The sequence below is a fragment of the Myxococcales bacterium genome (assembly GCA_016717005.1).
In the GTDB taxonomy this organism is placed as follows: Bacteria; Myxococcota_A; Polyangia; order Haliangiales; family Haliangiaceae; genus UBA2376.
Genome location: JADJUF010000049.1, coordinates 235417 through 257233, shown reverse-complemented (window position 1 = coordinate 257233; position 21817 = coordinate 235417). Strand labels below are relative to the sequence as shown.

Annotated in this window: 18 protein-coding genes; 3 read left to right on the top strand and 15 right to left on the bottom strand. The window is 75.4% G+C overall.

Annotation, left to right across the window (positions count from 1 at the left end; translation table 11 throughout):
- Positions 1-151: 151 nt before the first annotated feature.
- The 9 genes from IPL61_40270 to IPL61_40230 all read right to left on the bottom strand — a co-directional run bounded on the left by IPL61_40270 (position 152) and on the right by IPL61_40230 (position 11824).
- Positions 152-1057, bottom strand: coding sequence for a DnaJ domain-containing protein (locus IPL61_40270; protein MBK9037417.1), 906 nt, complete (start codon positions 1055-1057; stop codon positions 152-154).
- Positions 1038-2891 (bottom strand): molecular chaperone DnaK, encoded by a 1854-nt coding sequence (dnaK, locus tag IPL61_40265; GenBank protein ID MBK9037416.1) that lies wholly within the window; start codon positions 2889-2891, stop codon positions 1038-1040. The genes IPL61_40270 and dnaK overlap by 20 nt, the downstream gene beginning before the upstream one ends.
- A gap of 7 nt (positions 2892-2898) precedes the next feature.
- The gene (gene grpE / locus IPL61_40260; protein ID MBK9037415.1) at positions 2899-3504 is read right to left on the bottom strand and encodes a nucleotide exchange factor GrpE; all 606 of its coding nucleotides are present in this window, start codon (positions 3502-3504) and stop codon (positions 2899-2901) included.
- A 169-nt stretch (positions 3505-3673) separates the two neighbouring features.
- The gene (locus IPL61_40255; GenBank protein ID MBK9037414.1) at positions 3674-6796 is read right to left on the bottom strand and encodes an efflux RND transporter permease subunit; all 3123 of its coding nucleotides are present in this window, start codon (positions 6794-6796) and stop codon (positions 3674-3676) included.
- On the bottom strand, positions 6783-7964 hold the full coding sequence (locus IPL61_40250) for an efflux RND transporter periplasmic adaptor subunit (protein ID MBK9037413.1): 1182 nt from the start codon (positions 7962-7964) through the stop codon (positions 6783-6785). The genes IPL61_40255 and IPL61_40250 overlap by 14 nt, the downstream gene beginning before the upstream one ends.
- Positions 7961-9139, bottom strand: coding sequence for a TolC family protein (locus tag IPL61_40245; protein MBK9037412.1), 1179 nt, complete (start codon positions 9137-9139; stop codon positions 7961-7963). Before IPL61_40245 ends, IPL61_40250 begins: the two co-directional genes overlap by 4 nt.
- A gap of 102 nt (positions 9140-9241) precedes the next feature.
- On the bottom strand, positions 9242-9544 hold the full coding sequence (locus IPL61_40240) for a hypothetical protein (protein ID MBK9037411.1): 303 nt from the start codon (positions 9542-9544) through the stop codon (positions 9242-9244).
- A gap of 78 nt (positions 9545-9622) precedes the next feature.
- The gene (hrcA, locus tag IPL61_40235) at positions 9623-10669 is read right to left on the bottom strand and encodes a heat-inducible transcription repressor HrcA (GenBank protein MBK9037410.1); all 1047 of its coding nucleotides are present in this window, start codon (positions 10667-10669) and stop codon (positions 9623-9625) included.
- Between the two features lie 39 nt (positions 10670-10708).
- On the bottom strand, positions 10709-11824 hold the full coding sequence (locus IPL61_40230) for a coproporphyrinogen III oxidase family protein (protein MBK9037409.1): 1116 nt from the start codon (positions 11822-11824) through the stop codon (positions 10709-10711).
- 45 nt (positions 11825-11869) lie between these two features.
- Here IPL61_40230 and IPL61_40225 point away from each other — a divergent pair, with 45 nt between their 5' ends.
- Positions 11870-13003 (top strand): aminotransferase class V-fold PLP-dependent enzyme, encoded by a 1134-nt coding sequence (locus IPL61_40225; protein MBK9037408.1) that lies wholly within the window; start codon positions 11870-11872, stop codon positions 13001-13003.
- A 7-nt stretch (positions 13004-13010) separates the two neighbouring features.
- Here IPL61_40225 and IPL61_40220 read toward each other — a convergent pair whose 3' ends face one another.
- The 4 genes from IPL61_40220 to IPL61_40205 form a co-directional block, all read right to left on the bottom strand.
- Positions 13011-15164, bottom strand: coding sequence for a zinc-ribbon domain-containing protein (locus tag IPL61_40220; GenBank protein ID MBK9037407.1), 2154 nt, complete (start codon positions 15162-15164; stop codon positions 13011-13013).
- Positions 15165-15303: 139 nt separating this feature from the next.
- Positions 15304-16440: a hypothetical protein gene (locus IPL61_40215; protein MBK9037406.1), complete on the bottom strand. Its 1137-nt coding sequence runs from the start codon at positions 16438-16440 to the stop codon at positions 15304-15306.
- A 57-nt stretch (positions 16441-16497) separates the two neighbouring features.
- Entirely contained in the window at positions 16498-18009 is a 1512-nt protein-coding gene (locus IPL61_40210) for a serine/threonine protein kinase (GenBank protein MBK9037405.1), read from the bottom strand.
- A complete protein-coding gene (locus IPL61_40205) occupies positions 18006-19052 on the bottom strand; it encodes a histone deacetylase (GenBank protein MBK9037404.1) in 1047 nt (348 codons plus the stop codon). Before IPL61_40205 ends, IPL61_40210 begins: the two co-directional genes overlap by 4 nt.
- Positions 19053-19157: 105 nt before the next feature.
- On the opposite strand from IPL61_40205, the gene IPL61_40200 reads away from it, so the two are divergent.
- Both IPL61_40200 and IPL61_40195 read left to right on the top strand, forming a co-directional pair.
- A complete protein-coding gene (locus tag IPL61_40200) occupies positions 19158-19679 on the top strand; it encodes a hypothetical protein (GenBank protein MBK9037403.1) in 522 nt (173 codons plus the stop codon).
- Positions 19680-19995: 316 nt separating this feature from the next.
- A complete protein-coding gene (locus IPL61_40195) occupies positions 19996-20250 on the top strand; it encodes a hypothetical protein (protein ID MBK9037402.1) in 255 nt (84 codons plus the stop codon).
- A gap of 69 nt (positions 20251-20319) precedes the next feature.
- Here the strand turns inward: IPL61_40195 and IPL61_40190 are convergent, their stop codons facing one another.
- A complete protein-coding gene (locus tag IPL61_40190; protein MBK9037401.1) occupies positions 20320-21126 on the bottom strand; it encodes a hypothetical protein in 807 nt (268 codons plus the stop codon).
- A 3-nt stretch (positions 21127-21129) separates the two neighbouring features.
- Complete coding sequence (locus IPL61_40185) at positions 21130-21660, bottom strand: DUF4442 domain-containing protein (GenBank protein MBK9037400.1); 531 nt, start codon at positions 21658-21660, stop codon at positions 21130-21132.
- Between the last annotated feature and the right edge of the window lie 157 nt (positions 21661-21817).

Below are 21817 nucleotides of genomic sequence, written 5' to 3'. Positions count from 1 at the left end.
GAGCGGCGCCCTGGCGCGCCGCGCGGGTGCTGCTGGGCGGCCGCGACGCCCCGCCCTCTCCAGGGGCCGCGCGCCAGCGCTTCGAGCGCCGGGCCGGCGCCCGTCGTCGTCGCGCCGCGCCCGTGGCAGGCCTCGCCGTGGACGAAGCACCCTAGCCATCGAGCAGATCGCGCATGCGATCGATCAGGCCCTTCTTCTCGGCCGGGCGCGGCGCCAGCTCGCTGCCGAAGGTGCGGGCCAGCTCCTCGAACAGCTCGCGCTGCCGCGCGGTCAGCGCCTGCGGCGTCACGACCACCACCCGGGCGAGGTGATCGCCCCGGGTCGCGGCCTTGCCGGGGCCGCGCGGCACGCCGCGCCCGCGCAGCCGGAACACCTTGCCGGTCGAGGTGCCCTCGGGCACGCGCATCTTGACCGGGCCGTCGACGGTCGCGACCTCGACGACCGCGCCCAGCGCCGCCTGCGGCATCGTCACCGCGACGTCGGACACCACGTCGAGCCCGTCGCGCTTGAACACCGGGTGGTCCTTGACCCGGACGACCACGTGCAGGTCGCCGGCCGCCGCGCCGCCCTTGCCGGGCTCGCCGTCGCCGTGCAGCACCTTGACCCCGCCCTCCTTGGTGCCGGCGGGGATCGCGACCGAGAACTCGCGGGTCGGGCCGCCGCTCACGCCCGGCGTCAGCGGCACCGTGATCGCCTTGGTGCAGCCGAACACCGCCTCCTCGAAGGTGATCTCGAGCGTGTAGCGCAGGTCGCGCCCGCGCTGCTTGCCGCGGCGCTTCCGCAGGCCGCTGATCACGTCCTCGACCGCGTCGACCATCGAGCCGAAGCCGCCGCCGCCGTCGCCGTCGTGGCCGAAGCGATCGTAGCGCGTGCGCTCGCGCGCGTCCGACAGGACCGCGTAGGCCGCGTTGATCTCCTTGAAGCGCTCGGCCCCGGTCGGGTTGAGATCCGGGTGGTACCGACGCGCGAGGTCGCGGTAGGCCCGCTTGATCTCGCCGTCGTCGGCCTGGCGGCCGACGCCGAGCACGTCGTAGTAGTCACGTCGCTTGCGAGCCATCAGCGTCCTCCGCGGTCTCGCCGGCGTCGACCGCGGCGTAGAGCATCTCGCCGATGCGCTGGGCCGACGACTCGAGCCGGACGATCACGTCCTCGACCTCGAACAGCGTGCCGTCGGTCAGGATCCGGCGGGCCTCGTCGATGTCGCCGGCGATCATCGCCCGGTCCTCATCGGTCAGCATCGCGCCGAACTCGGACAGCGCGCGCTCCGACGAGTACAGCAGCGTCTCGCCCCGGTTGCGGGCGTCGGCCAGGGCGCGGCGATCCTGATCGTCGCCGGCGCGGTCGACGGCCTCCTGCACCAGCCGGTCGATGTCGTCGTTCGACAGGCCGCTCGTCGGCGTGACCGAGACCCGCTGTTCGCGGGCGGTGCCGAGGTCGCGCGCGCTCACGGTCAACAGGCCGTCGGCGTCGAGATCGAACGCGACCTCGATCTTGGGCACGCCGCGCGGGGCCGGCGGGATGCCGGTCAGCTCGAACTGGGCCAGCGACTTGTTGTCGACGGCCATCTCGCGCTCGCCCTGGAAGACGTGGACGTTGACGAACGGCTGGTTGTCGACCGCGGTCGAGAACACCTCGGTGGCGCGGCACGGGATCGTCGTGTTGCGCGGGATCAGGCGCGTGAAGACGCCGCCGGCGGTCTCGACGCCGAGCGACAGCGGCGTCACGTCGAGCAGCAGGACCTCCTCGACCTCGCCGGTGAGCACGCCGGCCTGGATCGCGGCGCCGACCGCGACCACCTCGTCAGGGTTGACCGTGCGCGACGGCTCGCGGCCGAAGAACTCGCCGACCAGGCGCTGGATGCGCGGCATGCGGGTCTGACCGCCGACCAGGATCACCGCGTCGAGCTCGCCCGAGACGAAGCCGGCGTCGGTCAGCGCCCGCTGACACGGCTCGAGCGTGCGCTGCACGAACGGCTCGACCAGGTGCTCGAGCTCGGCCCGGGTCATCTGGGCCTCGAGATGGCGGGGCCCGGCCGCGGTCGCCGCCAGGAACGGCAGGTTGATGTCGGTCGTGAGCGTGCTCGACAGCTCGACCTTGGCCTTCTCGGCCGCCTCCTTGAGGCGCTGCAGCGCGAGCCGATCGCCGCGCAGATCGTGGCCGCCGTTGTCGGCGGCGAACTTGTCGAGCAGCCAGTCGACGATCGCGTTGTCGAAGTCCTCGCCGCCGAGGAACGTGTCGCCGGCGGTGGCGCACACCCGGAACACGCCGTCGGACAGCTCGAGCAGCGACACGTCGAACGTGCCGCCGCCGAGATCGTAGACCGCGACCCGCTGGGCCCGCGGCAGGTCCTTGCCGTAGGCGAGCGCCGCCGCGGTCGGCTCGTTGATGATGCGCAGGACGTTCAGGCCGGCGATCCGGCCGGCGTCCTTGGTGGCCTGACGCTGGGCGTCGTCGAAGTAGGCCGGCACCGTGATCACCGCCTCGGTCACCGCCTCGCCCAGCCACGCCTCGGCGGTCTCGCGCATGCGCGCGAGCACCATCGCCGAGACCTCGGGCGGCGAGTACGTGCGCCCGCGGGCCATCACGTGGGCGTCGCCGTTGTCGGCCGCGACGATCTCGTAGGCGCAGGTGGTGAGCTGGCGCGCGACCTCGTGGTCCTCGAACTTGCGGCCCATCAGGCGCTTGACCGCGTAGACGGTGTTCTCGGCGTTGGTCACCGCCTGCCGGCGCGCGGCCTGGCCGACGAGGCGCTCGCCCGACGCGGCGAACCCGACCACCGACGGCGTCGTGCGCGAACCCTCGGCGTTGGCGATCACCACCGGGGTGTCGCCGTCCATGACGGCGACGCACGAGTTGGTCGTGCCGAGGTCGATGCCGACGACGCGCGACATCAGGCGATCACGTGTTCTCGGCCGGCCCCGGCTCGGACGGTGGCGCCTCGGCCCGGGCGCGCGCGACCACGACCAGCGACGGGCGCAGCAAGCGATCGGCCAGGCGGTACCCCTTCTGCAGCACCGAGACCACCGAGCCCGGCGGGGCGTCGCTGTCCTGCTGGCCGATCGCCTCGTGCAGGTTGGGATCGAACGGCTGGCCGTCGGCGTCGATCGCCGTCACTTCGCACTTCTCGAGCGCGTGGGTGAACTGCCGGAGCACGAGGCGGACACCCTCGAGCAGCGAGGCCGCGTCGACGCCCTCGGTGTGGGCCAGCGCGCGCTCGAGGTTGTCGACCACCGGCAGCATCTCCTTGAGCACCCGGGTCCGCGACTCGGCCTTGGCGTCGTCGAGGTCGCGCTTGGCGCGGCGCCGGTAGTTCTCGAGGTCGGCGGTGGCGCGCAAGAACTTGTCCCAGTTCTCCTTGGCCTTGGCCTTGGACGCGGCCAGCTCGGCCTCGAGCTCGGTGGCGCGATCGACCGGCGCGGGGTCGGGTGCGTCGACCTCGACCAGCAGGCCGCCGTCGGCGGGATCGTCAGGGGCGTCGGAGGCAGGAACGTCGTCTTCACTCATCGTCGGGTCACCATAGCCAGGATCTATCCTACCGCCAGAGGGGCACCGTGGTCGGGCCGACCGCCCGATTTTGCACGGCGAACAAGCCTCAGCCGATCGAGGCTCGCCAGGGCGCTGGCGGTGGGGCCCGCCGCGCTGGTGGGCCCGACCGCCACGTCGCCCCGGCGGCTCAGCTGGCGTGGCCGGGCGCGTCGGCGCGGCGGGCCCGCCAGCGCACGCCGAGGTCGTGGACGAACTCGTAGAACGTCGGCAGCGCGAGCAGCGTGAACAGGGTCGAGGTGACCAGGCCGCCGATCATCACGATCGCGAGCGGCCGCTCGAGCTCGGTGCCGTGCAGGCGCAGCACCAGCAGCGGCATCAGGCCGAGGATCGCGGTGGCCGCGGTCATGATCTTGGGCCGGACCCGGCCCAGGCACGCCTCGCGCAGCGCGACCGGGAACGCGCGGCCCTCGGCGCACAGGTCGCGGGTCTGGGCCACCAGCACCAGGCCGTTCTGCACCGCGATGCCGAACAGGCCGATCAGCCCGACCAGCGCCGACACGCTCCAGGTCTCGCCGGCCAGCCACAGGGCGACGATGCCGCCGACGAACGCGTCGGGGAGCGTCGCCAGGATCACCAGCGTCTCGGCCAGCGTGCGCACCGCCAGGTACAGCAGCACGAACACCGCGAGCACGGCGATCGCGATCGCGATCACCAGCGCGCGCTGGGCCCGGGCCTGGGTCTCGACCTTGCCGCCGACGTCGACGAAGTAGCCCGGCGGCAGCTCGAGCTCGCGCGTCAGCGCCGCGCGCACCGCCGCCGCGGTCGAGCCGAGATCGCGGCCGGCCACCGAGGCCTCGACCGCGACCCGCCGGCTGCCGGCCTCGCGCTTGATCGTGCCGGGGCCGAAGCCGGGCTCGATCCGCGCCAGCTTGCCCAGCGGGATGCGCGACTGATCGTGGCCGTCGACCAAGAGCGCGTTCAGCGCCGCGCCGTCGTTGCGGTGATCCTCGGCCAGGCGCACCACCAGGTCGTAGCGGCGCTGGCCGACCGCCACCTCGCCGACCACCCGGCCGGCCAGGCCGATCGCCACCGCGTCGGTGACGTCGCCCGGGGTCAGGCCGACCCGCGCCACCGCGGCGCGATCGATCTCGACCTGCAGCTGCGGCAGGCCGGTGGGGCGCTCGGCGCGGACGTCGGTGACGCCGTCGACCTGGCCCAGGATCGCCGCGGCGCGCTCGGCCAGCTCGCCGAGGGTCGCCAGGTCGGGGCCGAAGATCCGCACCGCGAGGTCGGCCGTCGTGCCGCCCAGGCCCTCGTCGATGCGCATGCCCAGCGGGGTCGTGAACGACGCCGACAGCCCGGGGATCGGCTCGACCGCCTCGCGCATCGCCGCCTCGAGCGCCGCGGTCGAGCGCGCGCGGTCGGGGCGTAGCACGATCAGCACGTCGGACAGCGTGTGCGGCATCGGATCCTCGGTGTGCTCGCCGCGGCCGGTGCGGCGGACGACGTCCTCGACCTCGGGGAAGGCGCGCAGCACGTCCTCGACGCGGTGGTTGAGGCGATCGACCTCGTCGAGCGAGGCCTCGGCCGGCAGCGAGGTCTGCATCAGCACCGCGCCCTCGTCGAGCTCGGGCATGAAGTCGGAGCCGAGCTGGGTCGCCAGCCACAGCGCCGGCACCGTGATCGCGAGCGTGCCCAGCCGCACCCAGCCGGCGTGGCGGAGCGCGCCGTCGAGCAGCGGCCGGTAGCCGCGCTTGATCCAGCGGACCAGCGCGACGTCCTCGGGGCGATCGGCGCGGCGCGGGCGCAGCATCGCCGCGGCCAGCACCGGCACCAGCGCCAGCGCCAGCACCAAGGACGCCAGCATCGCCGCGATCACGGCGCCGGCCAGCGGCGCGTACATCCGGCCCTCGATGCCGGTCATCGCGAACAGCGGCACGAACACCGCGACGACGATCGCGGTGGCGAACGCGATCGGGCGGCCGACCTCGAGCACCGCCGCCAGCGCCCGCGCGCGTCGGTCGGCGGCCGGGTGCGCCGACAGCCGGTGGACGACGTTCTCGGCGACGATGATCGCGGCGTCGACCAGCAGGCCGACCGCGATCGCCAGGCCGCCCAGCGTCATCGTGTTGAGGCCGATGCCGGCCAGGCGCAGGAACACGCCGGCCAGCGCCAGCGACAGCGGCAGGGTCAGCGTGACCAGCAGCGCCGCGCGCAGGTTGCCGAGCAGCCCGAACAGCACCAGCACCACCAGCCCGGCGCCGATCAGGACCGCGCGGCCCACGCCGCCCAGCGCCGAGCGCACCAGCTGCGATTGATCGTAGACCACGCGCACCTTCACGCCCGGCGGCAGGCCCGGCTGCAGCTCGGCCAGCGCGCGGCGCACGCCGTCGGCGACGGTCACGGTGTCGGCGCCGAACTGCCGCACGACGCGGCAGCTCACCACCTCGCCGGCCAGCCGGTGGGCCAGGCCGCGCCGCACCGCCGGCCCCTCGCGCACGTCGGCGACGTCGCCCAGGAGCACCGGCGTCCGGCCGCGCACCGCCACGACGGTCGCGGCGATGTCGGCGACGCTGTGGGCCCGGGCGTCGGCGTGGACCGTCCACTCCATCGGGCCCTGGGTGACGAAGCCGCCGGCGGCGGTGGCGCTGGTGCCCTCGGCGGCGTGGACCAGCTCGGCCAGCGTCACGCCGCGGGCCGCCATGCGATCGGGGTCCACCTGGATCTGGAACTCGCGCAGGTAGCCGCCCAGCCGCTCGACCGCGGCGACGCCGGGCACCGCCAGGAGCCGGTTCTTGATCTCGTGCTCGGCCAGATCGCGCAGCGTCATCAGGTCGGCGGTGCCGGGGTCGGCCTCGATCGTGAACTCGAAGATCTCGTTGAGCCGGCCGCTGAGGCTCGACAGCAGCGGCGCGCTGGTGCCGGGCGGCAGCGCGACCTGGCTCAGCCGCTCGGCGACCCGCTGCCGCGCGCGCTCGTAGGCGACGTCGGGCTCGAACTCGATCGTCACCTGCGCGACGCCGGCCGACGACGCCGACCGGACCCGGCGCACGTCGGGCAGGCCGGCCAGCGCGGTCTCGATCGGGATCGCCACGCGCAGCTCGAGCTCCTCGGCGGCCATCGCCGGGTTCTGCGCGATCACGTTGAACACCGGCGCCGACAGGTCGGGGAAGACGTCGCGCGGCAGCTCGCGCAGCCAGGTGGCGCCGAGCGCGGCGCCGGCCAACGTCAAGAGCACCGCGATCAGCGGCGTCCCGAAGCACGCCAGGATGACGCGATCGATCAGCGTGACCGGTCTAGTGGTGGTCATGATCGCCTCCGGCGCCGCGGGCCTTGTCGGCCTCGGCCTTGAGCAGGAACGCGCCGTCGACCACGACCTCGTCGCCGGGGGCCAGGCCGCTGAGGATCTCCAGCTCGCCGGCCAGCTCGCGGCCGCGCCCGACCCGGCGCGCCTCGAACGCGCCGGGCCCGACCGGCACGAACACCACCCACGCGGCGTCGACCCGCTGCACCGCGGCCAGCGGCACCGTCACGACCGTGCCGCCGCTGTCGCCCAGCGCCAGCGCCACCATCGCCGACATGCCGGGGCGCAGCACGCCGTCGGCGTTCGCGACGTCCATGCGCACCGGGATCGTGCGCGACGCGGCGTCGACCTCGCGGCCGATCCACGTGACGACGCCGTCGATCGTGCGGCCGGGCAGCGCGGCGAAGGTGGCGGTGCCGGTGCTCCCGACCCGCAGGCGCACCGCGTCGCGCTCGAACACGTGCGCGACCAGCCACAGCGTCGACAGATCGCCGATGCGGTACAGGGTGCGCGTCGGATCGGCCAGCTGGCCGATCACCACGTCGCGCGCGATCACCGTGCCGGCCACCGGCGCGCGCAGCACCAGGCCGGCGCCGCCGCGGGCGCCGGCGTAGGCTCGGGCCGCCGCGGTCGCGACCTGGGCGTCGGCGGTCGCGGTGGTGAGCGCGGCCTCGGCCTCGAGCACCTCGCGCTCGGTGACCAGCCGCTCGGCGGCCAGCCCGCGCAGCCGCGCGAGGTTGCCGCGGGCGACGGTGACCCGCGCCGCCGCGGCCTGGGCCTCGGCCCGGGTCAGGCCGGCGTCGGCGCTGTACAGCTCGACCAGCGGCTGGCCCAGCGCGACCTCGTCGCCGGCCCGGGCCAGGACCTTGACCACCCGCGCCGGCGCCGGCGCAGCGACCTCGGCGTACGCGTCCTGGTTGACCTGAAGCTCGCCGAGCGCCGCCACCTGCTCGCCGGCGGGGCGGGCCTCGGCCCGTGCGGTGGTGACCCGCAGATCGCGGCGCATCTCGGGCGCGATCTCGACGCGGTCGGGCGCCGCCGGGTGATCGCCGTCGGCGTGCGGATCGGCCGCGCCGGGGTCGTCGTGGTGATCGGCGTGGCCGGCGGGCGCGGCGCGCTCGCGGTCACCGCACGCCGCGAGCGCCAGCAGCGCCACCAGGGTCGCGGGCCTCACGGCGTCACCCCGGCGGTGAGCAGCGCGGCGACGCGCGCCTGGGCGCGGTCGCGGAGGTGCTCGAGGTACGCGCGGCGGCCGTCGAGCAGCTCCTGCCGCGCCGCCAGGGAGTCGGTGATGGTCAACGTGCCAGTTTCGACGCCGCGGGTCAGGAGCGCCTCGCCGTCGTCGAGCGCCGGCAGCACGTCGGCCTCGAAGCCGGCGACCGCGGCGCGCGCGCGCTGGTAGACCGCGAACGCGTCGGCGACCTCACGCCGGGCCGCCCGGGCCGCGGCGGCGCGCTCGGCGGCGACCCGCGTGGCGCGGGCGGCGGCGATCGCCGCCGGGCCCTGGCCCCGATCCCACAACGGCCAGGTGATGCGCACGCCGCCCAGCACCCGCTGCTCGTCGGCCTCGCGATCGTAGGCCAGCGACAGTTCGACCCCGGGCCGCGCGTCGGCGTGGGCCAGGCGCGCCTCGGCGTGGGCCAGCGCGGCCTCGGCGTCGAGCCGGCGCAGCTCGGGGCGCGCGTCGACCGCGGCCTCGAGCGCCGCCAGCGCCAGCGGCGGGTCGACCTCGAGCGCGCCGATCACCGTCAGCGCGTCGGCGGCGGACAGGCCGATCAGCCCGGCCAGCTCGCCCAGCGTGCGCGCCCGCTCGACCTCGGCGGCGCGGCCCGCGGCTCGGGCGCGGCCGACCGCGATCTGGGCCCGATCGACGTCGAGATCGGTGGCGTCGCCGGCGGCGCGGCGGCGGGCGGCGACCGTGGCGGCGCGCTCGGCCAGCGCGGCGGCGTCGGCCAGCGTCGCGACCAGGCGCTCGGCGTAGAGCGCGTCGACGAAGGCCCGGGCGGTCGCCCGCTGCGCCGCGCGCGCGACCTCGTCGGCCTCGGCGGCGGCGTGGGCGATCGCGGCGGCGGCCAGGGCCAGGCGGGCGCGGCGCGGCGCGCCGCTGCTGATCGGCTGGGCCAGCTCGAGGTGCAGGTCGACCGTGGCGGCGTCGGCGAACCGAGGGCCGACGGCGATCGCGAGCGCCGGGTTGGCGGCGCGGACCCGGGCGCCGACCCGCGTGGCCTCGGCCTCGACGGTGTGGCCGCGCGCGGCGATCATCGTCGGTCCATCGGTGGCGGCCCGGGCCAGCGCGGCGGCGAGATCGACCACGACCTCGTCGCCACGGGCGGGTGCCGTAGACAGCATGAGCGCGGCGGCGATCAGCCGCGCGAAGGGGACGGGGGCATAGCACTCCTCGGGCGCGCGGAAGGCTCCGCCGCCGATGCAGGTCGACCGGATCGGGTGAACTCAGCCAGCGCGCGTGATCGGGACCCGCAGGATCTCTTGCGGCTCCGGGGCGCTCGGCTCGGACTCGGTCGGGAACGTGAGCGTGCGCAGGTCGATCGGCGGCGGCGCGACCGCGGTCGCCGGGGCCGTGCTCGCGGCGATCGGCAGGCGCGCGCAGGCGCAGCTCGCGCACAGCGGCGGACAGGCGCCGTCGTCGCACGGCTCGTCCGCGCAGGCCCCGTCGCACGACGCCTCGACCGCGCTCGCCAGGCCGCCGAGGTTCACCAGCGCCAGCACGACGAGCAGCAGGCGCAGGAGCGGCACCGGCGCAGCCTAGCACGCCGGCCCAGGTCGCCGACCGCCGGGCCGCTCGGGGCCGCGCGGCCCGGGGCCGTCGCCGGGTCAGCCCTCGTCGATCAACAGCTGGCTGAGCAGGTCGGCGGTGAAGTCGACCACGCTCATGACCTTGCCGTAGTTCATGCGCATCGGCCCGATGATCGCGATCGCGCCCAGCGGGTGCTCGCCGGGGCCGTACGACACCGCCACCACCGACGAGTCCGACAGGGCCGCGTGGGCGGTCTCGGCGCCGAGGAAGACCTGGATGCCCTCGGCGGTGCGGGTGCGGTCGAGGAGCTGCAACAGCACCTCCTTGTCCTCGAGCGTGCGCAGCAGGTGGCGCATGCGATCGAGGTGATCGGGGTCGGCGCTGCGCGGGTCGACCAGGTTGGCCTGGCCCGAGACCACGAGATCGGCCGGGCGCGCCGGCTCGGCCGCGAACAGCGTGCGGCCCAGGCGCAGCGCGGCGGCGACCTCGCCGTCGAAGACGTGCTTGGCGTCGGCCAGCTCGCGCTCGACCCGGCCGCGGGCCTCGTCGAGGGTCAGCCCGGCCAGCAGCGTCGACAGGTAGTTGTGGATGCGATCGAGCCGGGCCACGTCGATCGGCTCGGTGACCGAGACGACGCGGTTCTCGACCCGGCCGTCGGTGCCGACCAGCACCGCGAGCAGCTTGCCGGTCCGGATCGGCACGAACTCGATGTGGCTCATGCGCGTGACCTGGGGATCGGGCGCGGCGATGATCGCGGCGTGCTGGGTCAGCTCCGACAGCAGCCGCGACGCGTTCTGGACCACGTCGTCGGGCGAGGCCCCGGTGACGCGGGCCCGGATGTCGTCCTTCTCCTTGGGCGACAGGCCCCGGACCTTGAGCAGCGACTGGATGAAGAACCGCAGCCCTTGCTCGGTCGGGACCCGCCCGGCCGAGGTGTGGCGCTGTTCGAGCATGCCGATCTCCTCGAGGTCGGCCATCACGTTGCGCACGGTGGCGGGCGACAGGCCGATCTCGTGGCGGCGCGTGACCGTGCGCGAGCCCACGGCGTCGCCGCTGTGGAGGTACTCGGCCACGACGGCCTGGAGGATCTTGCGCGCGCGGCGCGACAGCTCGGGCGATGTCATGGCTGTGGCCCGACGACAGTGTACACGGTTGCGCGTCGATCAGCCGCTGGTGATCCGGGCGGCCAGCTGGTCGGCGAACAGGAAGCCGCGCAGGGTCGGGCGCAGCCGGTCGTCGGCCGCGGTCGCCAGGCCGGTCGCGGTCGCCCAGGCCACCACCGCCGGCGCCGCCGCCGCCAGGGCCACGCCGTCGCTGGTCCGCATGCCCAGCCAGACCAGATCGCGGGCCAGCTCGGCGGCGTCGCACGGGCTGTGCTCGGCGATCCGGTCGTCGGGGCGCTGGTAGCGCGCGAGCGCACGGTGGTTGTGCCAGCGAGCGCCGCCGCCGGCGGGATCGCGCCAGAACGACGCCGCGCCGACGCCGAGGCCGAGGAACTCGCCGCCGGCCCAGTACCGGGCGTTGTGGATCGCCCGCCGGCCCGGCCGGGCGTACGACGACACCTCGTAGTGCTCGAAGCCGGCGGCGGTGAGCGTGTGGTGGGTGGCCTCGAACAGCGCGGCCAGCTGCTCGTCGCCCAGCACCGGCAGCCGGCCGGCGCGGTGGCGCTTGCCGAACGCGGTGCGCTCCTCGATCGTCAGCTCGTAGACCGACAGGTGATCGACGCCGCTGGCGGCGGCGGCGTGGACCGAGGCCGGGGCCGCGCCGTCGGGCGGCGGCTCGATCCCGGGCGGGCCGAGGATGACGTCGGCCGACAGCGACCCGAAACCGGCGGCGGTGGCGCCGGCGATCGCGGCCGGGCCGTCGCCCATGCGGTGATCGCGCCCGAGCGCGGACAGCTCGGCGTCGTCCCACGACTGCACGCCGATCGACAGGCGGGTCACGCCGGCGGCGCGCCACGCGGCCATGCGCGTGGGCGTGCAGTCGATCGGGTTGGCCTCGACGGTGACCTCGGTCGGCGCGCCCGGGAAGGTCGCGCGGATCGCCGCGATCAGCTCGGCGACGCAGGCCGGGTCCCACCACGACGGCGTGCCGCCGCCGAGATAGATCGTCGCGAGCCCGCGGCCCGCGAACCGCGGCGCTTGCGCCGTCAGCTCGGCCAGCACCAGCGCGAGGTACGCGCGGTGCGGCGGCTCGCCGGCCGCGACGACGACCGGGAAGTCGCAGTACGGGCACAGGCGCCGGCACCAGGGGAAGTGGACGTAGACGCCGACGTCCATCGCCGCATCATGCCATCGGCCCGGGCCCGGGCCATACTGCCGACGATGATCTACCTGGACAACGCGGCGTCGACGCGGATCGACGAGGCCGTGCTCGCGCGGATGGCCGAGGTCATGCGGACCGACTACGGCAACCCGTCGGCGGCGCACCCGTTCGGCGCGGCGGCGCGGCGGCGCATCGCCACCGCCCGCGGCCAGGTGCTGGCGGCGCTGGGCGACCCCGACGGCGCGGCCGGCGAGCTGGTGTGGACCTCGGGCGGCACCGAGGGCAACGCGCTGGCGGTGCTGGGCGCGGCGCGCGCCGCCGGCCCGGGCGCGGTCGTGATCTCGGCGCTCGAGCACCCGGCGGTCGCGGCCTCGGCGGCGCTCCTGGGCGACGGCTGGCCGGTGCGGGTGGCGCCGGCGACCGAGGCCGGGGTGATCGACGTCGATGCCACCGCCGCGCTGGTCGACGCCACGACGCGCGTGGTCGCGGTGATGCTGGTGTCCAACGAGCTCGGCACCGTCCAGCCGATCGCCGCGCTGGCGGCGGCGGTGCGCGCCCGCGCGGCCGGGTGCCACGTCCACTGCGACGCGACCCAGGGGCTCGGCAAGGTCCCGATCGACGTCGGCGCGCTCGGGGTCGACAGCCTCGGCGTCGCCGGCCACAAGCTGCACGGGCCCAAGGGCACCGGCGCGCTGTGGCTCCGGCACGGGCGCGCGCTGGCGCCGCTGTTCGGCGGCGGCGGGCAGCAGCGCGGGCTGCGGCCCGGCACCCAGGACGCGCCCGGCGCCGCCGGCCTCGGGCTCGCGGTCGAGCGCGCGGTCGCCGCCCGCCCCGACGCCACCGCCCGCTGGGGCGCGTTCGCGCGGGTGCTGACCGACGCGGCCGCGGCGACCGGCGTGCCGTGGCGGGCGCTGGCGCCGGGCCCGCGCGCGCCGCACGTGGTCAGCCTGGCGTTCGCGCGGGTCAGCGCCGACGGCCTGCGCGAGGTGCTGGCGTCGCGCGGCGTGATCGCGTCGTCGGGCTCGGCCTGCGCCACGCCCGGGGCCAAGCCGTCGGGCTCGCTCGCGGCGATCGGGCTGCCGACCACCTGGGGCATGGTGCGGCTGTCGTTCGGGCTCGACACGACCCGCGCCGAGGTCGAGGCCGCCGCGGCGATCCTGCGCGACGTCGTGGTCGATCTCGCGAGCGCGTGAGCCGCCGCTACTTCTGCTCGAACACCAGCGCGAACTCGCTGACGATGCCGTCCTTCGACGGCGGGAACGGCCAGCGCTTGATCGCCGCCGCCAGGCAGATGCCGAGCGGGTGGTCGGCGCGATCGGACAGGCGCACCTCGGTGACCGGGCCGGCGGCGCTGACGGTGATCGTCGCCTTGATCTTGGTGACCTTCAGGAACGGATCGGCCTTCATCGCGCGCTCGTAGCAGCGGCGCGTGCCGGTCTCCATGCGCGCCGACATCGTGAAGACGTCATCGGGCGACAGGTCGCGCAGGTTCGGGTTCGACGCACCGCCGGCGTCGACCTTGACGGTCGCCGCGGTGCCGGAGCCGGTGCCGGTGGTGCTGCCGGAGCCGGTCGGGCGCTTCCCCGAGCCGGTCGGCACCTTGGCGGTGCCGGGCCCGGGATCGGCGGTGCCGGCGGTCCCGCCGCTCGGGCGCAGCGGATCGTTGGGGCGGTAGCCGAGGTTCGAGAAGTCGTTGTTGCCGCCGGTCGTGGCGTTGCCGCTCGTGTCCTCGTTGCCGCCCGACAGCACGATGGCCGCGATCACGATCAGCGCGATCGCACCGAGGCCGAGGCCGAGGTACAGGCCGTGGTGACGACGGGGCGGCGGCGGCGCGACCGGCGGGAGATCCGCGAGCGTCTCGGCGTCGAAGCCCGGCGCGCTGGCCGGCGCGAACGCGGGGCTGGCGCCGGTGCTGCGCCCGACCTGGCTGACCTGGCTGACCTGGCTGACGGTCGCGGTGCCGCCGATGGCCGGCACCGAGGCGGTCGCCGCGCGCGCGACCGGGCGGGCCGCGGCCGCGGGCGCCATGAGGTCGGCCAGCCGGACGACGCGGGACACCTCGCCGATGTCGAGATCGTCCTCGTCGATCGGCGCCGGGCCGCTGGCGGTCGCGTCGTCCTCGAGCAGATCCTCGGCGCCGTCGACCTCGTCGCCGTGATCGAACCGGGCGTGGGCGGCGGCGGGCGCGGGCGCGACCGGCACGGGGGCGAACATCGGCGCGGGCGCGGGTGCGGGCGCGAACATCGGCGCGGGCGCGGGTGCGTCGGCGCTCGGCGCCGGCGTGACGACGGGACGCCCACCACCGAACGGCGTCGGCAACGCCGCGCGCGGCGTCGGTGCGATTGGCTCGATCGCGGATGGCGCGAGCTCCGGCGGAGCGTGGGCCGCGGCCGGCGCGGCGGGCTGAGGACCGAGGCCGACACCGCCGGGCGGCGTCGCCGTCCGCGGCAGCGCGGGCACGCCGGCCAGGGGCGTCCCGGTCCTGGGCAGCGCGGGCACGCCGGCCAGGGGCGTCCCGGTCCTGGGCAGCGCGGGCACGCCGACCGCAGGGGTGCGGGTCTTGGGGAGCGCGGGCACGCCGACCGCGGGCGTCCCGGCCCTGGGGAGCGCGGGCACGCCGACCGCGGGCGTCCCGGCCCTGGGGAGCGCGGGGACGCCGACCGCGGGCGTCGAAGGCGTCGCGGGCCGCGACGGCTCGGCCGCGGGCGGGGCGGGCTCGGTCGGCGTCGGCACGCGCCACGCCGACGGCGCCGGCGCGCGCGCCGGCGGGAGCTGCGCGATCGCGGCCATCGTGCTGGTCGGCACGGCCGGGGGCGCCGCGGCGGCGTCGGCGGCGGCCTCGGCCTCCATCGCGGCCAGGGTCGCGGCGAACAGCGGCTGCGGCTCGGGCTCGTTGACCGCGCCGGGGCGGGTCGCGGCGCGCGTCCGGGGCGCGCTGCGCAGGCCGCGAAAGTGGCTGACCTTCTCGACCGGCAGCCAGTCGTCGAAGCCCTCGTTCCAGCAGTGGAGGTCCTCGTCACCGCCGCGCGCGGCCACCCACGCCTGGGCCTCGGTCAGCGTGAACGGCCCCTCCTGGTGCCCGTCCTTCGAGACGTACCACTCCTCGTCGAGCGCGGCCGGCGGGGGCGCGCCGGCCGGGGCCGCGGCGGCGGCGGGCGGCGGCGGCGGGCTGCCGATCGGCGCCGGCTGGGTCGGCATGGGCGAGCGCAGCGCCTCGGGGCCGCTGTCGTCCATCCCCTCGCGGACGGTGATGACCGCCGAGCAGTTCTTGCAGCGGATCTTCAGGATCTTGCCGCGGACCCGCTCGTCGGCGATCGCGTAGCGAGTCTTACAACGGTCGCAGAGGAACTTCATGGGCGCCGAGCGAAGCGCGCTCGTCCGCCACGCCCGCTTCCGCGGCGGTCGTTTCGGTCAGAGGGGAGCGCGGACAACCCGCATATTGTGCAGAAATCGCGGGCGGATCGCAAAGGCCAGCGGATTCGATCGCAAGGGGTCACGGCGGCGCGTCGTCGCCCGCGTCGAGCCCGAGCCCGGCGTCGGGGCGGGCGCGATCGCGATCCTCGATGGCGCGCCGGTTGATCCGCAACGGGACGGTCAGCAGCTGGGCCACGTCGATCACCGCGCCGCCGGCCCCGTGGATCATGAGCCCGCCGATCGTGAGGTCGTCGCCCGACCGGGCGACCTCGAGGCGGAGGTCGAGCTCGGCCAGGCCCGCGCCGATCCAGGCCGCGCTGGTGTCGGTCAGCTCGTACGCGTCGACCTCGGCCAGCTTGATCAGGCGCCCGCCCTCGAGCGTCAGCGCGGTGACCACGATCGTGCGGGTGTCGACGGTGGCGCGCTCGCTGATCGCGATGAGCTCGTCGCGGCCGCTGGCGGCCCGCAGCGGCGCCGCCCAGCGCAGGCCGGGGACGTCGTAGCTGGCGACCCGGCGGGGCTTGCCGTCGGTGAGCGAGAACGCCAGCACCTGATCGCCGCTGGCCGCGACCGCGTCGGCGCCGTCGAGGCAGGCCGCCCGCGCGGTCGCCGGCAGGCCGGCGCGATCGACCGGCAGGGGCGGGCGCGTGCAGCCGCCGTCGGCGGGCGTGACCGCGGGCGGGCGAGCGGCCAGGACCAGGGCGCCGACGCGATCGGCGTACATCACGAACCGGGCGCCGGGCAGCGCCGAGCCGACCCACACCCGCGGATCGCGGGCGGTGCGATCATCGACGACCGCGGGCCCGAGCGTCCGCACCAGCGTCGACCGCTCGGTGCCGACGCCGATGCCGTCGGCGGTGCGGGCCACGGCGACCTGCACGACCGCGATGAACGTCGCCACGCCCTGGCGGTCGCCGCCGATGATCAGGCCGGCGTCGCGGACCAGGCTGAGATCGACCACGCCCGGGATCTGCATGAGCGCGATGCGCGGGCCCGACGGCAGCGCCGACAGGATCTGGGCCATCGGCATCGCCAGCTTGTAGGGTCCGATGCCGTCGGCGGTGATCGCGTGCGGGGGCAGCGCGCGCACGTCGCCGCGGGGCGGATCGATCACCCGGCGCGGCGGCGGCTCGCGGCGCTCGGGCGGCGCGGGGTGATCGCCGCCGCAGGCCGCGCTCAGCGCGACGACGACGACCAGCGAGCGCGCGACCAGCACGCCGATGAAGCTACCAGACGCGGCGGCGCTCGCCAGCAGCAGCGCCGGTCCCCGGCGTCAGAGCAGGCGGCTCATCAGGATGCCGAGCGCGATGCCGGCCGACACGCCGAGCACCAGCACCGGCGTGAGGTTGCGCGGCGGCGCGGCCGCGATCGGGGCCGTCGGCGGGACGACCGCGAGCGGCGCGGCCGGCGGCTCGACCGGCGGCGGCTCGGCGACCGGCGGCGCCTCGGCGATCGGCCCGGCGATCGGCTCGGCGGTCAGGGTCGCCAGATCGATGCGCGGCTTGGGCGCCGTGATCTCGCCGGGCTCGGGCGGCGCGCCCCAGCTCGACGGGCCCGGCGTCGAGTCGCGCGGCGCCGGCAGCGGCAGCGACAGCTCGCCGTCCTCGCTGCGGTGCGGGACCGGCGTGCGCATCAGGCGGAGCTGCTCGAGCTCGAGCCCGAGCGCGGCCGCGACCTCGGCGTCGGCCTCCTGGTACTCGTCCCACTCGCTCTTGGGCTCGTCGGGCGCCGCCTGGTAGCCGTCGAACATCTGGCCGTCGAAGTCGAGCTCCTCATCGATCTTGGCGAGGTCGGACTCGGCGATCAGCTCGGGCCGGCGCTGGCCGCCGGCGGCCTCGGCCAGCTCGTCGAGGTAGCGGGCGATCCGGACCGGCCCCGAGTGGAGCCGCGCGTCGCGCAGGAAGCCCTCGAGGTCGTCGGCGAGATCGTACGCGCTCGGGTACCGGCTCTCGGGGTGGCGCTCGAGCGCGCGCATGATGATGCCCTCGAGCTGCCCCGGGAAGTCGCGCTTGATGAACGTCGGCGCCTCGATCTCGCCGGCGGTCAGGCGCCGGACGACCTCGTGGGCCGGCCCCTTGAACAGGCGCCGGCCGACGGTGATCTCGTAGAGGACGACGCCGAGCGAGAAGATGTCGGAGCGGTAGTCGACGACGCCGCGGGTCGCCTGCTCGGGCGACATGTACGACAGCTTGCCGGGGATCATGCCCTCCTCGCGCGGCCGCTGATCCTTGGCCCGGGCGATGCCGAAGTCGATCAGCTTGAGGAAGCCGTCCTCGGTGACCAGCAGGTTGGTCGGCGAGATGTCGCAGTGGACGATCTCGAGCCCCTGCCCGGCGAACGCGGAGCCCTCGCTGCCGCGCTTGGCGTGGAAGTAGCCCATCCCGGCGGCGGCCTGGCGGATCAGCTCGACGGCGTGCTCGAGCGGGAGGAACCGGCCGAAGCCGAGCCCGCGCCGGCACAGCTCGTTGAGCTCCTCGCCGACGATGTACTCCATCGCGATGTACGGGACGCCGCCCTCCTCGTCGACGTCGTAGACGTGGACGATGTTGGGGTGGTTGAGCACCGCGCCGATGCGGGCCTCGTCGAGGAACATCTCGACGATCCGGGGATCCGCGGCCAGCTCGGGCTTGAGCCGCTTGATCACCACCTCCTTGTCGAAGCCGGCCATCGCGTTCTGGCGCGCGAGGTAGATCTCGGCCATGCCGCCGGTGGCGAGCGGGCGCAAGAGCCAGTAGCGCTTGCCGAACGCGATCGGGGCGGCCGGTTGGGCCTGGGCGTAGCTCACGGGGCCTCCACGGCGAGGCCGGTGCGCGCGCGCAGGCTCTCGGCGATCGCGCGCTGGGCGCCCGGGCTGGCGTCGGCGAGCTCGATCGGCGCGGTCGAGGCCAGGCCGTCGGCCGGCGCCAGCATCGCGGCGAGCGTCGCGGTCGCGCCCTCGCTGAGCCCGTCGAGGTCGTAGCCGCCCTCGAGCGCCACGACCCAGCGGCCGCCGCACAGCGCGTCGGCGGCGGTGCGCACCCGCGCCGCCAGGCGGGCGAACCCGTAGCGCGACACCTTCATGCCGGCCAGCGGATCGGCCTGGTGCGCGTCGAACCCGGCCGACACCAGGATCAGATCGGGGCGGAACGCCGCGAGCGCCGGCCCGAGCACGTGATCGTACGCGGCCAGGTAGTCGCGATCGTCGCCGCCGGCCGGCAGGCCGACGTTGACGGTGGCGCCGCGCGCGGCCGGCCCGCCGATCTCGTCGGGGGCGCCGGTGCCGGGATAGAACGGGAACTGATGGATCGACTGGTACATCACGGTCGGGTCGTCCCAGAAGATCTGTTGCGTGCCGTTGCCGTGGTGGACGTCCCAATCGAGGATCGCCACCCGCGCGGCGCCGGCCGCGCGCGCCGCGGCCGCGGCCACGGCGACGTTGTTGAGCAGACAGAAGCCCATCGCGCGATCGCGCTCGGCGTGGTGCCCGGGCGGACGCACCAGCGCGTAGCCGGCCGACAGCGTGCCGGCCATGACCTGGATCGCCAGCTCGGCCACCGAGCCGGCCGCGGCCAGGGCGGCGTCCCAGGTGCGCGGCGAATAGTAGGTGTCGCCGTCGAGCCAGCCGCTCGCGCCGGGCAGCGTGCGCGCCAGCGACGCGAGGTAGTCCGCGCCGTGGACGCGCCCCAGCTCCTCATCGGTGGCCGCCCGGATCGGCACGTGGCGCGCGCGGGTCGCGAGGTCGGTCGCGGCGACGGCATCGCGCACGGCGGCGATCCGAGCGGGACGCTCGGGGTGCCCCGACGGTGCGTGGTGGTGGATGAACAGCTCATCCAGGACGTAGCCGAGCATCGCGCGTGCGCGACATTACACGATGCCGGCCCCGCGTATCGTCGCCGCGGTGCGCTTTGGACGGCGTGGTAGCGTGGTCGTGGGCCGTCGCCCGGAGACACGACCATGCGCTCGCTGCCCGTCCTCACCCTGTCGTTCGTCGCGCTCACCATCGGCTGCGTCGAGACCGCCACGGGCCCCGACCTGGTCGGGGTCTGGCAGGTCACCGCCCAGACCGAGAACCCCACCGGCTGCACGCCCGGCCCCGCCGTGACCGGGCCGCCGTACATCCAGTTCACCCAGGAGGAGCTGTTCGGGCAGACGTTCTTCCAGTGGGCCGCGTGCACGTCGCCGACGACGTGCGAGATGCCGAATCCGCTGTTCGATCTGGCGTACGCCAAGGCGATCGCCGGCGGCTTCGAGGCGCAGGCGTACACCGCGAGCGGCGACGCGACGGCGTGCTCGCTGGGCGCGGTGGTCTCGACCGCGATCGTCGCCGCGGACGGGGCGCTGACGATCGAGACGCGGACACTGACGAAGTCCGATGTCACGGGGACAACCTGCCAGACCGAGGAGGCGCAGGCCGCCCTCAACGCTGGCCAGCTGACCTGTGGGAGCCTCGCGGTCCTGACGGCGACGCGTCCGTGATCACACCGGGAATCTTCGGACGGACCATCCCTAGATCATCACCGCGGCTGGGTGATCGCGTGCGGTTACGTCAGTGTTATTCGCAAGGAGAGGAGCGTTCTGACCCCATGATTCGGCGGAATCGTCGGAGCCCGCGCTGGATTGTCGTTCATGTTGGACGTACAGTAGGTCCATGGAGCGCTGGCCAAAAGGATCTCGCCCACGGCGACAGCGACGGGCATGGCTGACGGATCAACGTGGCCGGACCTACCGCCTGGGTCCGACCGTTGCCTTCCAGATCTACTTTCAGCCGTGCGAGGGCAAGCTCTGGTCACGGATGTTCCGCGAGGGCTCGCCGCTGCGGGTGCCGGCGCTGGTCACCCGCGACGAGTTCATCGCCGAGGTCGGTGACGTCGCCGGCGCGTACCAGCTCCAGCCGGTCGACGCCAACGGCAAGCAGTGCGGCGACCCGCCGGCGATGGTGTTCCTGCCCACGCCGACGACGCGCGAGGCGCCGACGCCGCCCCCGGCGGTGCGACCGATCCTCCTCGACGACGAGCCCGAGGCCGACGTCGTCGTCCACGACGCCTGAGGTAGCTGGAGGCCGCCGGGCGAGGCGCGCGTCGCCCCACCCGGTGCTCGCCGGGCCTGGCGGCGCGGATCAGGGCGCGGTGCGGGCGAGGGGCGTGAGGCGGAGCAGCAGCGGGATGACCTTGCCGCTGGTCACGATCTGCATGTGGCCGTACTGCGAGCGCACGTAGAGCAGCCGCGCGCGGCGCTCGCGCTTGGTGAAGTCGGCGGCCGCCGCAGGCAGCGCGTCGCGGACGACCGCGAACGGGTACTGCTTGGCGAACGCGGCCGACGCGGCGGCGGTGTCGGCGCCGATCGCGATCAGGCGGTGCTGGCGGGCGCGCGCGCCTGAGCCGATGAACTCGTCGAAGGCTTGCTCGCCGCCGTACATCGCGTCGAGCAGGATGAGCTGCGCCACGCGCTTGTGATCGACCCAGCCCATCATCGTGCGGAACGCGCCCGAGTGCCCGACGACGATGATCGGGCCGTCGGGGAGGCGGATGTTGGCCCGGGTGATCGCCCGGCGGAGGTCGGTGAGCGCGGGCCACGCGACCGCCTCGCCCTTCTTCGACGGCGCCTCGGGCACGACGAACAGGGCGTTCTGTCCGGACGCCGCGAACTGGGCCGCGAGGTCGTGATCGCGCCACGCGCCGTCGGCGTCGGTGCCGTGGCCGTGCACGTAGATGACGAGGCCGGCGCTGGCGCGGGCGTAGCCGGCCGGGCGCCACACGTGCACCGCGCCGGCCCCGGTCGCGATCCGCCAGTGGGTGCCGCCGGCGACGGCGTCCTCGGTCTTGGCGCGCGCGGCCGGCGCGGGCTTGGCCCGACGGCGCGCCTGCGCGGTGGCCGGGGCGACCGCGAGGGCGAGCGCGAGCGCGACGACGACGACCCGCGCCATCGCTCAGTTCATGTCGGTGCGGGCGGGCGCGCGCTTGGGGCCGACCAGCGTGCGCAGCGTCGCTCGGGCGACGACCTCGCCGCTGGGGTCGGTCATCGTCACCGGCACGTCGTACTCGGCGCGCGCGCTCGTAGGCGGGATCGGGCACTCGCTGGTGGCGGTGATCGTGCCGCGCGCCTTCTTGATGTACTCGATCGACAGGCCCGCGACGATGAAGCGCGCGTCGTCGGGCAGCGCGTACGCCAGGCCGGCGTTGCCGGCGAGCTCGGCCAGGTTGACGAGCGCGACCGCGTGCACGCACGCGAGGTGGTTGCGCACCTCGCGCCGATCGTCGAGCTCGACCTGGCAGAAGCCCGGCCGCAGCGCGGTCACGCGCGCGCCGATCGTGCCGGTGTACGGGGCCATGCGGCCGATCAGCTTCGAGAACAGGCGCTTGCCGCCGGGCAGGCCGGCGATGAGGTTCCAGGCCTCGCGCACCAGGTTCTTGTCACCGTCGAGGGTGGGGAGGAGCTTGGCCAGCGGTCCGGGCAACATGCGCCCACCATACCCCCAGGGCTCGCGCCCGTGTTGACCCGCGTCGAGGCGCCGCGCGCTCAGCGCTCGTGACGTTTCGGTCGAGCACCGGTCCACGCGGCGGGCGTCTCGCGTCCTGGGTGGTCCTGGGTGGTCCTGGGTGGGGCTCGCCCGTCGC

Coding starts and splice junctions, on each gene's coding strand:
- IPL61_40270 (MBK9037417.1), bottom strand. CDS start 1,057: ATGGCTCGCAAGCGACGTGACTACTACGACGTGCTCGGCGTCGGCCGC.
- dnaK (MBK9037416.1), bottom strand. CDS start 2,891: ATGTCGCGCGTCGTCGGCATCGACCTCGGCACGACCAACTCGTGCGTC.
- grpE (MBK9037415.1), bottom strand. CDS start 3,504: ATGAGTGAAGACGACGTTCCTGCCTCCGACGCCCCTGACGATCCCGCC.
- IPL61_40255 (MBK9037414.1), bottom strand. CDS start 6,796: ATGACCACCACTAGACCGGTCACGCTGATCGATCGCGTCATCCTGGCG.
- IPL61_40245 (MBK9037412.1), bottom strand. CDS start 9,139: ATGCTGTCTACGGCACCCGCCCGTGGCGACGAGGTCGTGGTCGATCTC.
- hrcA (MBK9037410.1), bottom strand. CDS start 10,669: ATGACATCGCCCGAGCTGTCGCGCCGCGCGCGCAAGATCCTCCAGGCC.
- IPL61_40230 (MBK9037409.1), bottom strand. CDS start 11,824: ATGGACGTCGGCGTCTACGTCCACTTCCCCTGGTGCCGGCGCCTGTGC.
- IPL61_40225 (MBK9037408.1), top strand. CDS start 11,870: ATGATCTACCTGGACAACGCGGCGTCGACGCGGATCGACGAGGCCGTG.
- IPL61_40220 (MBK9037407.1), bottom strand. CDS start 15,164: ATGAAGTTCCTCTGCGACCGTTGTAAGACTCGCTACGCGATCGCCGAC.
- IPL61_40205 (MBK9037404.1), bottom strand. CDS start 19,052: ATGCTCGGCTACGTCCTGGATGAGCTGTTCATCCACCACCACGCACCG.
- IPL61_40200 (MBK9037403.1), top strand. CDS start 19,158: ATGCGCTCGCTGCCCGTCCTCACCCTGTCGTTCGTCGCGCTCACCATC.
- IPL61_40195 (MBK9037402.1), top strand. CDS start 19,996: ATGTTCCGCGAGGGCTCGCCGCTGCGGGTGCCGGCGCTGGTCACCCGC.
- IPL61_40190 (MBK9037401.1), bottom strand. CDS start 21,126: ATGGCGCGGGTCGTCGTCGTCGCGCTCGCGCTCGCCCTCGCGGTCGCC.
- IPL61_40185 (MBK9037400.1), bottom strand. CDS start 21,660: ATGTTGCCCGGACCGCTGGCCAAGCTCCTCCCCACCCTCGACGGTGAC.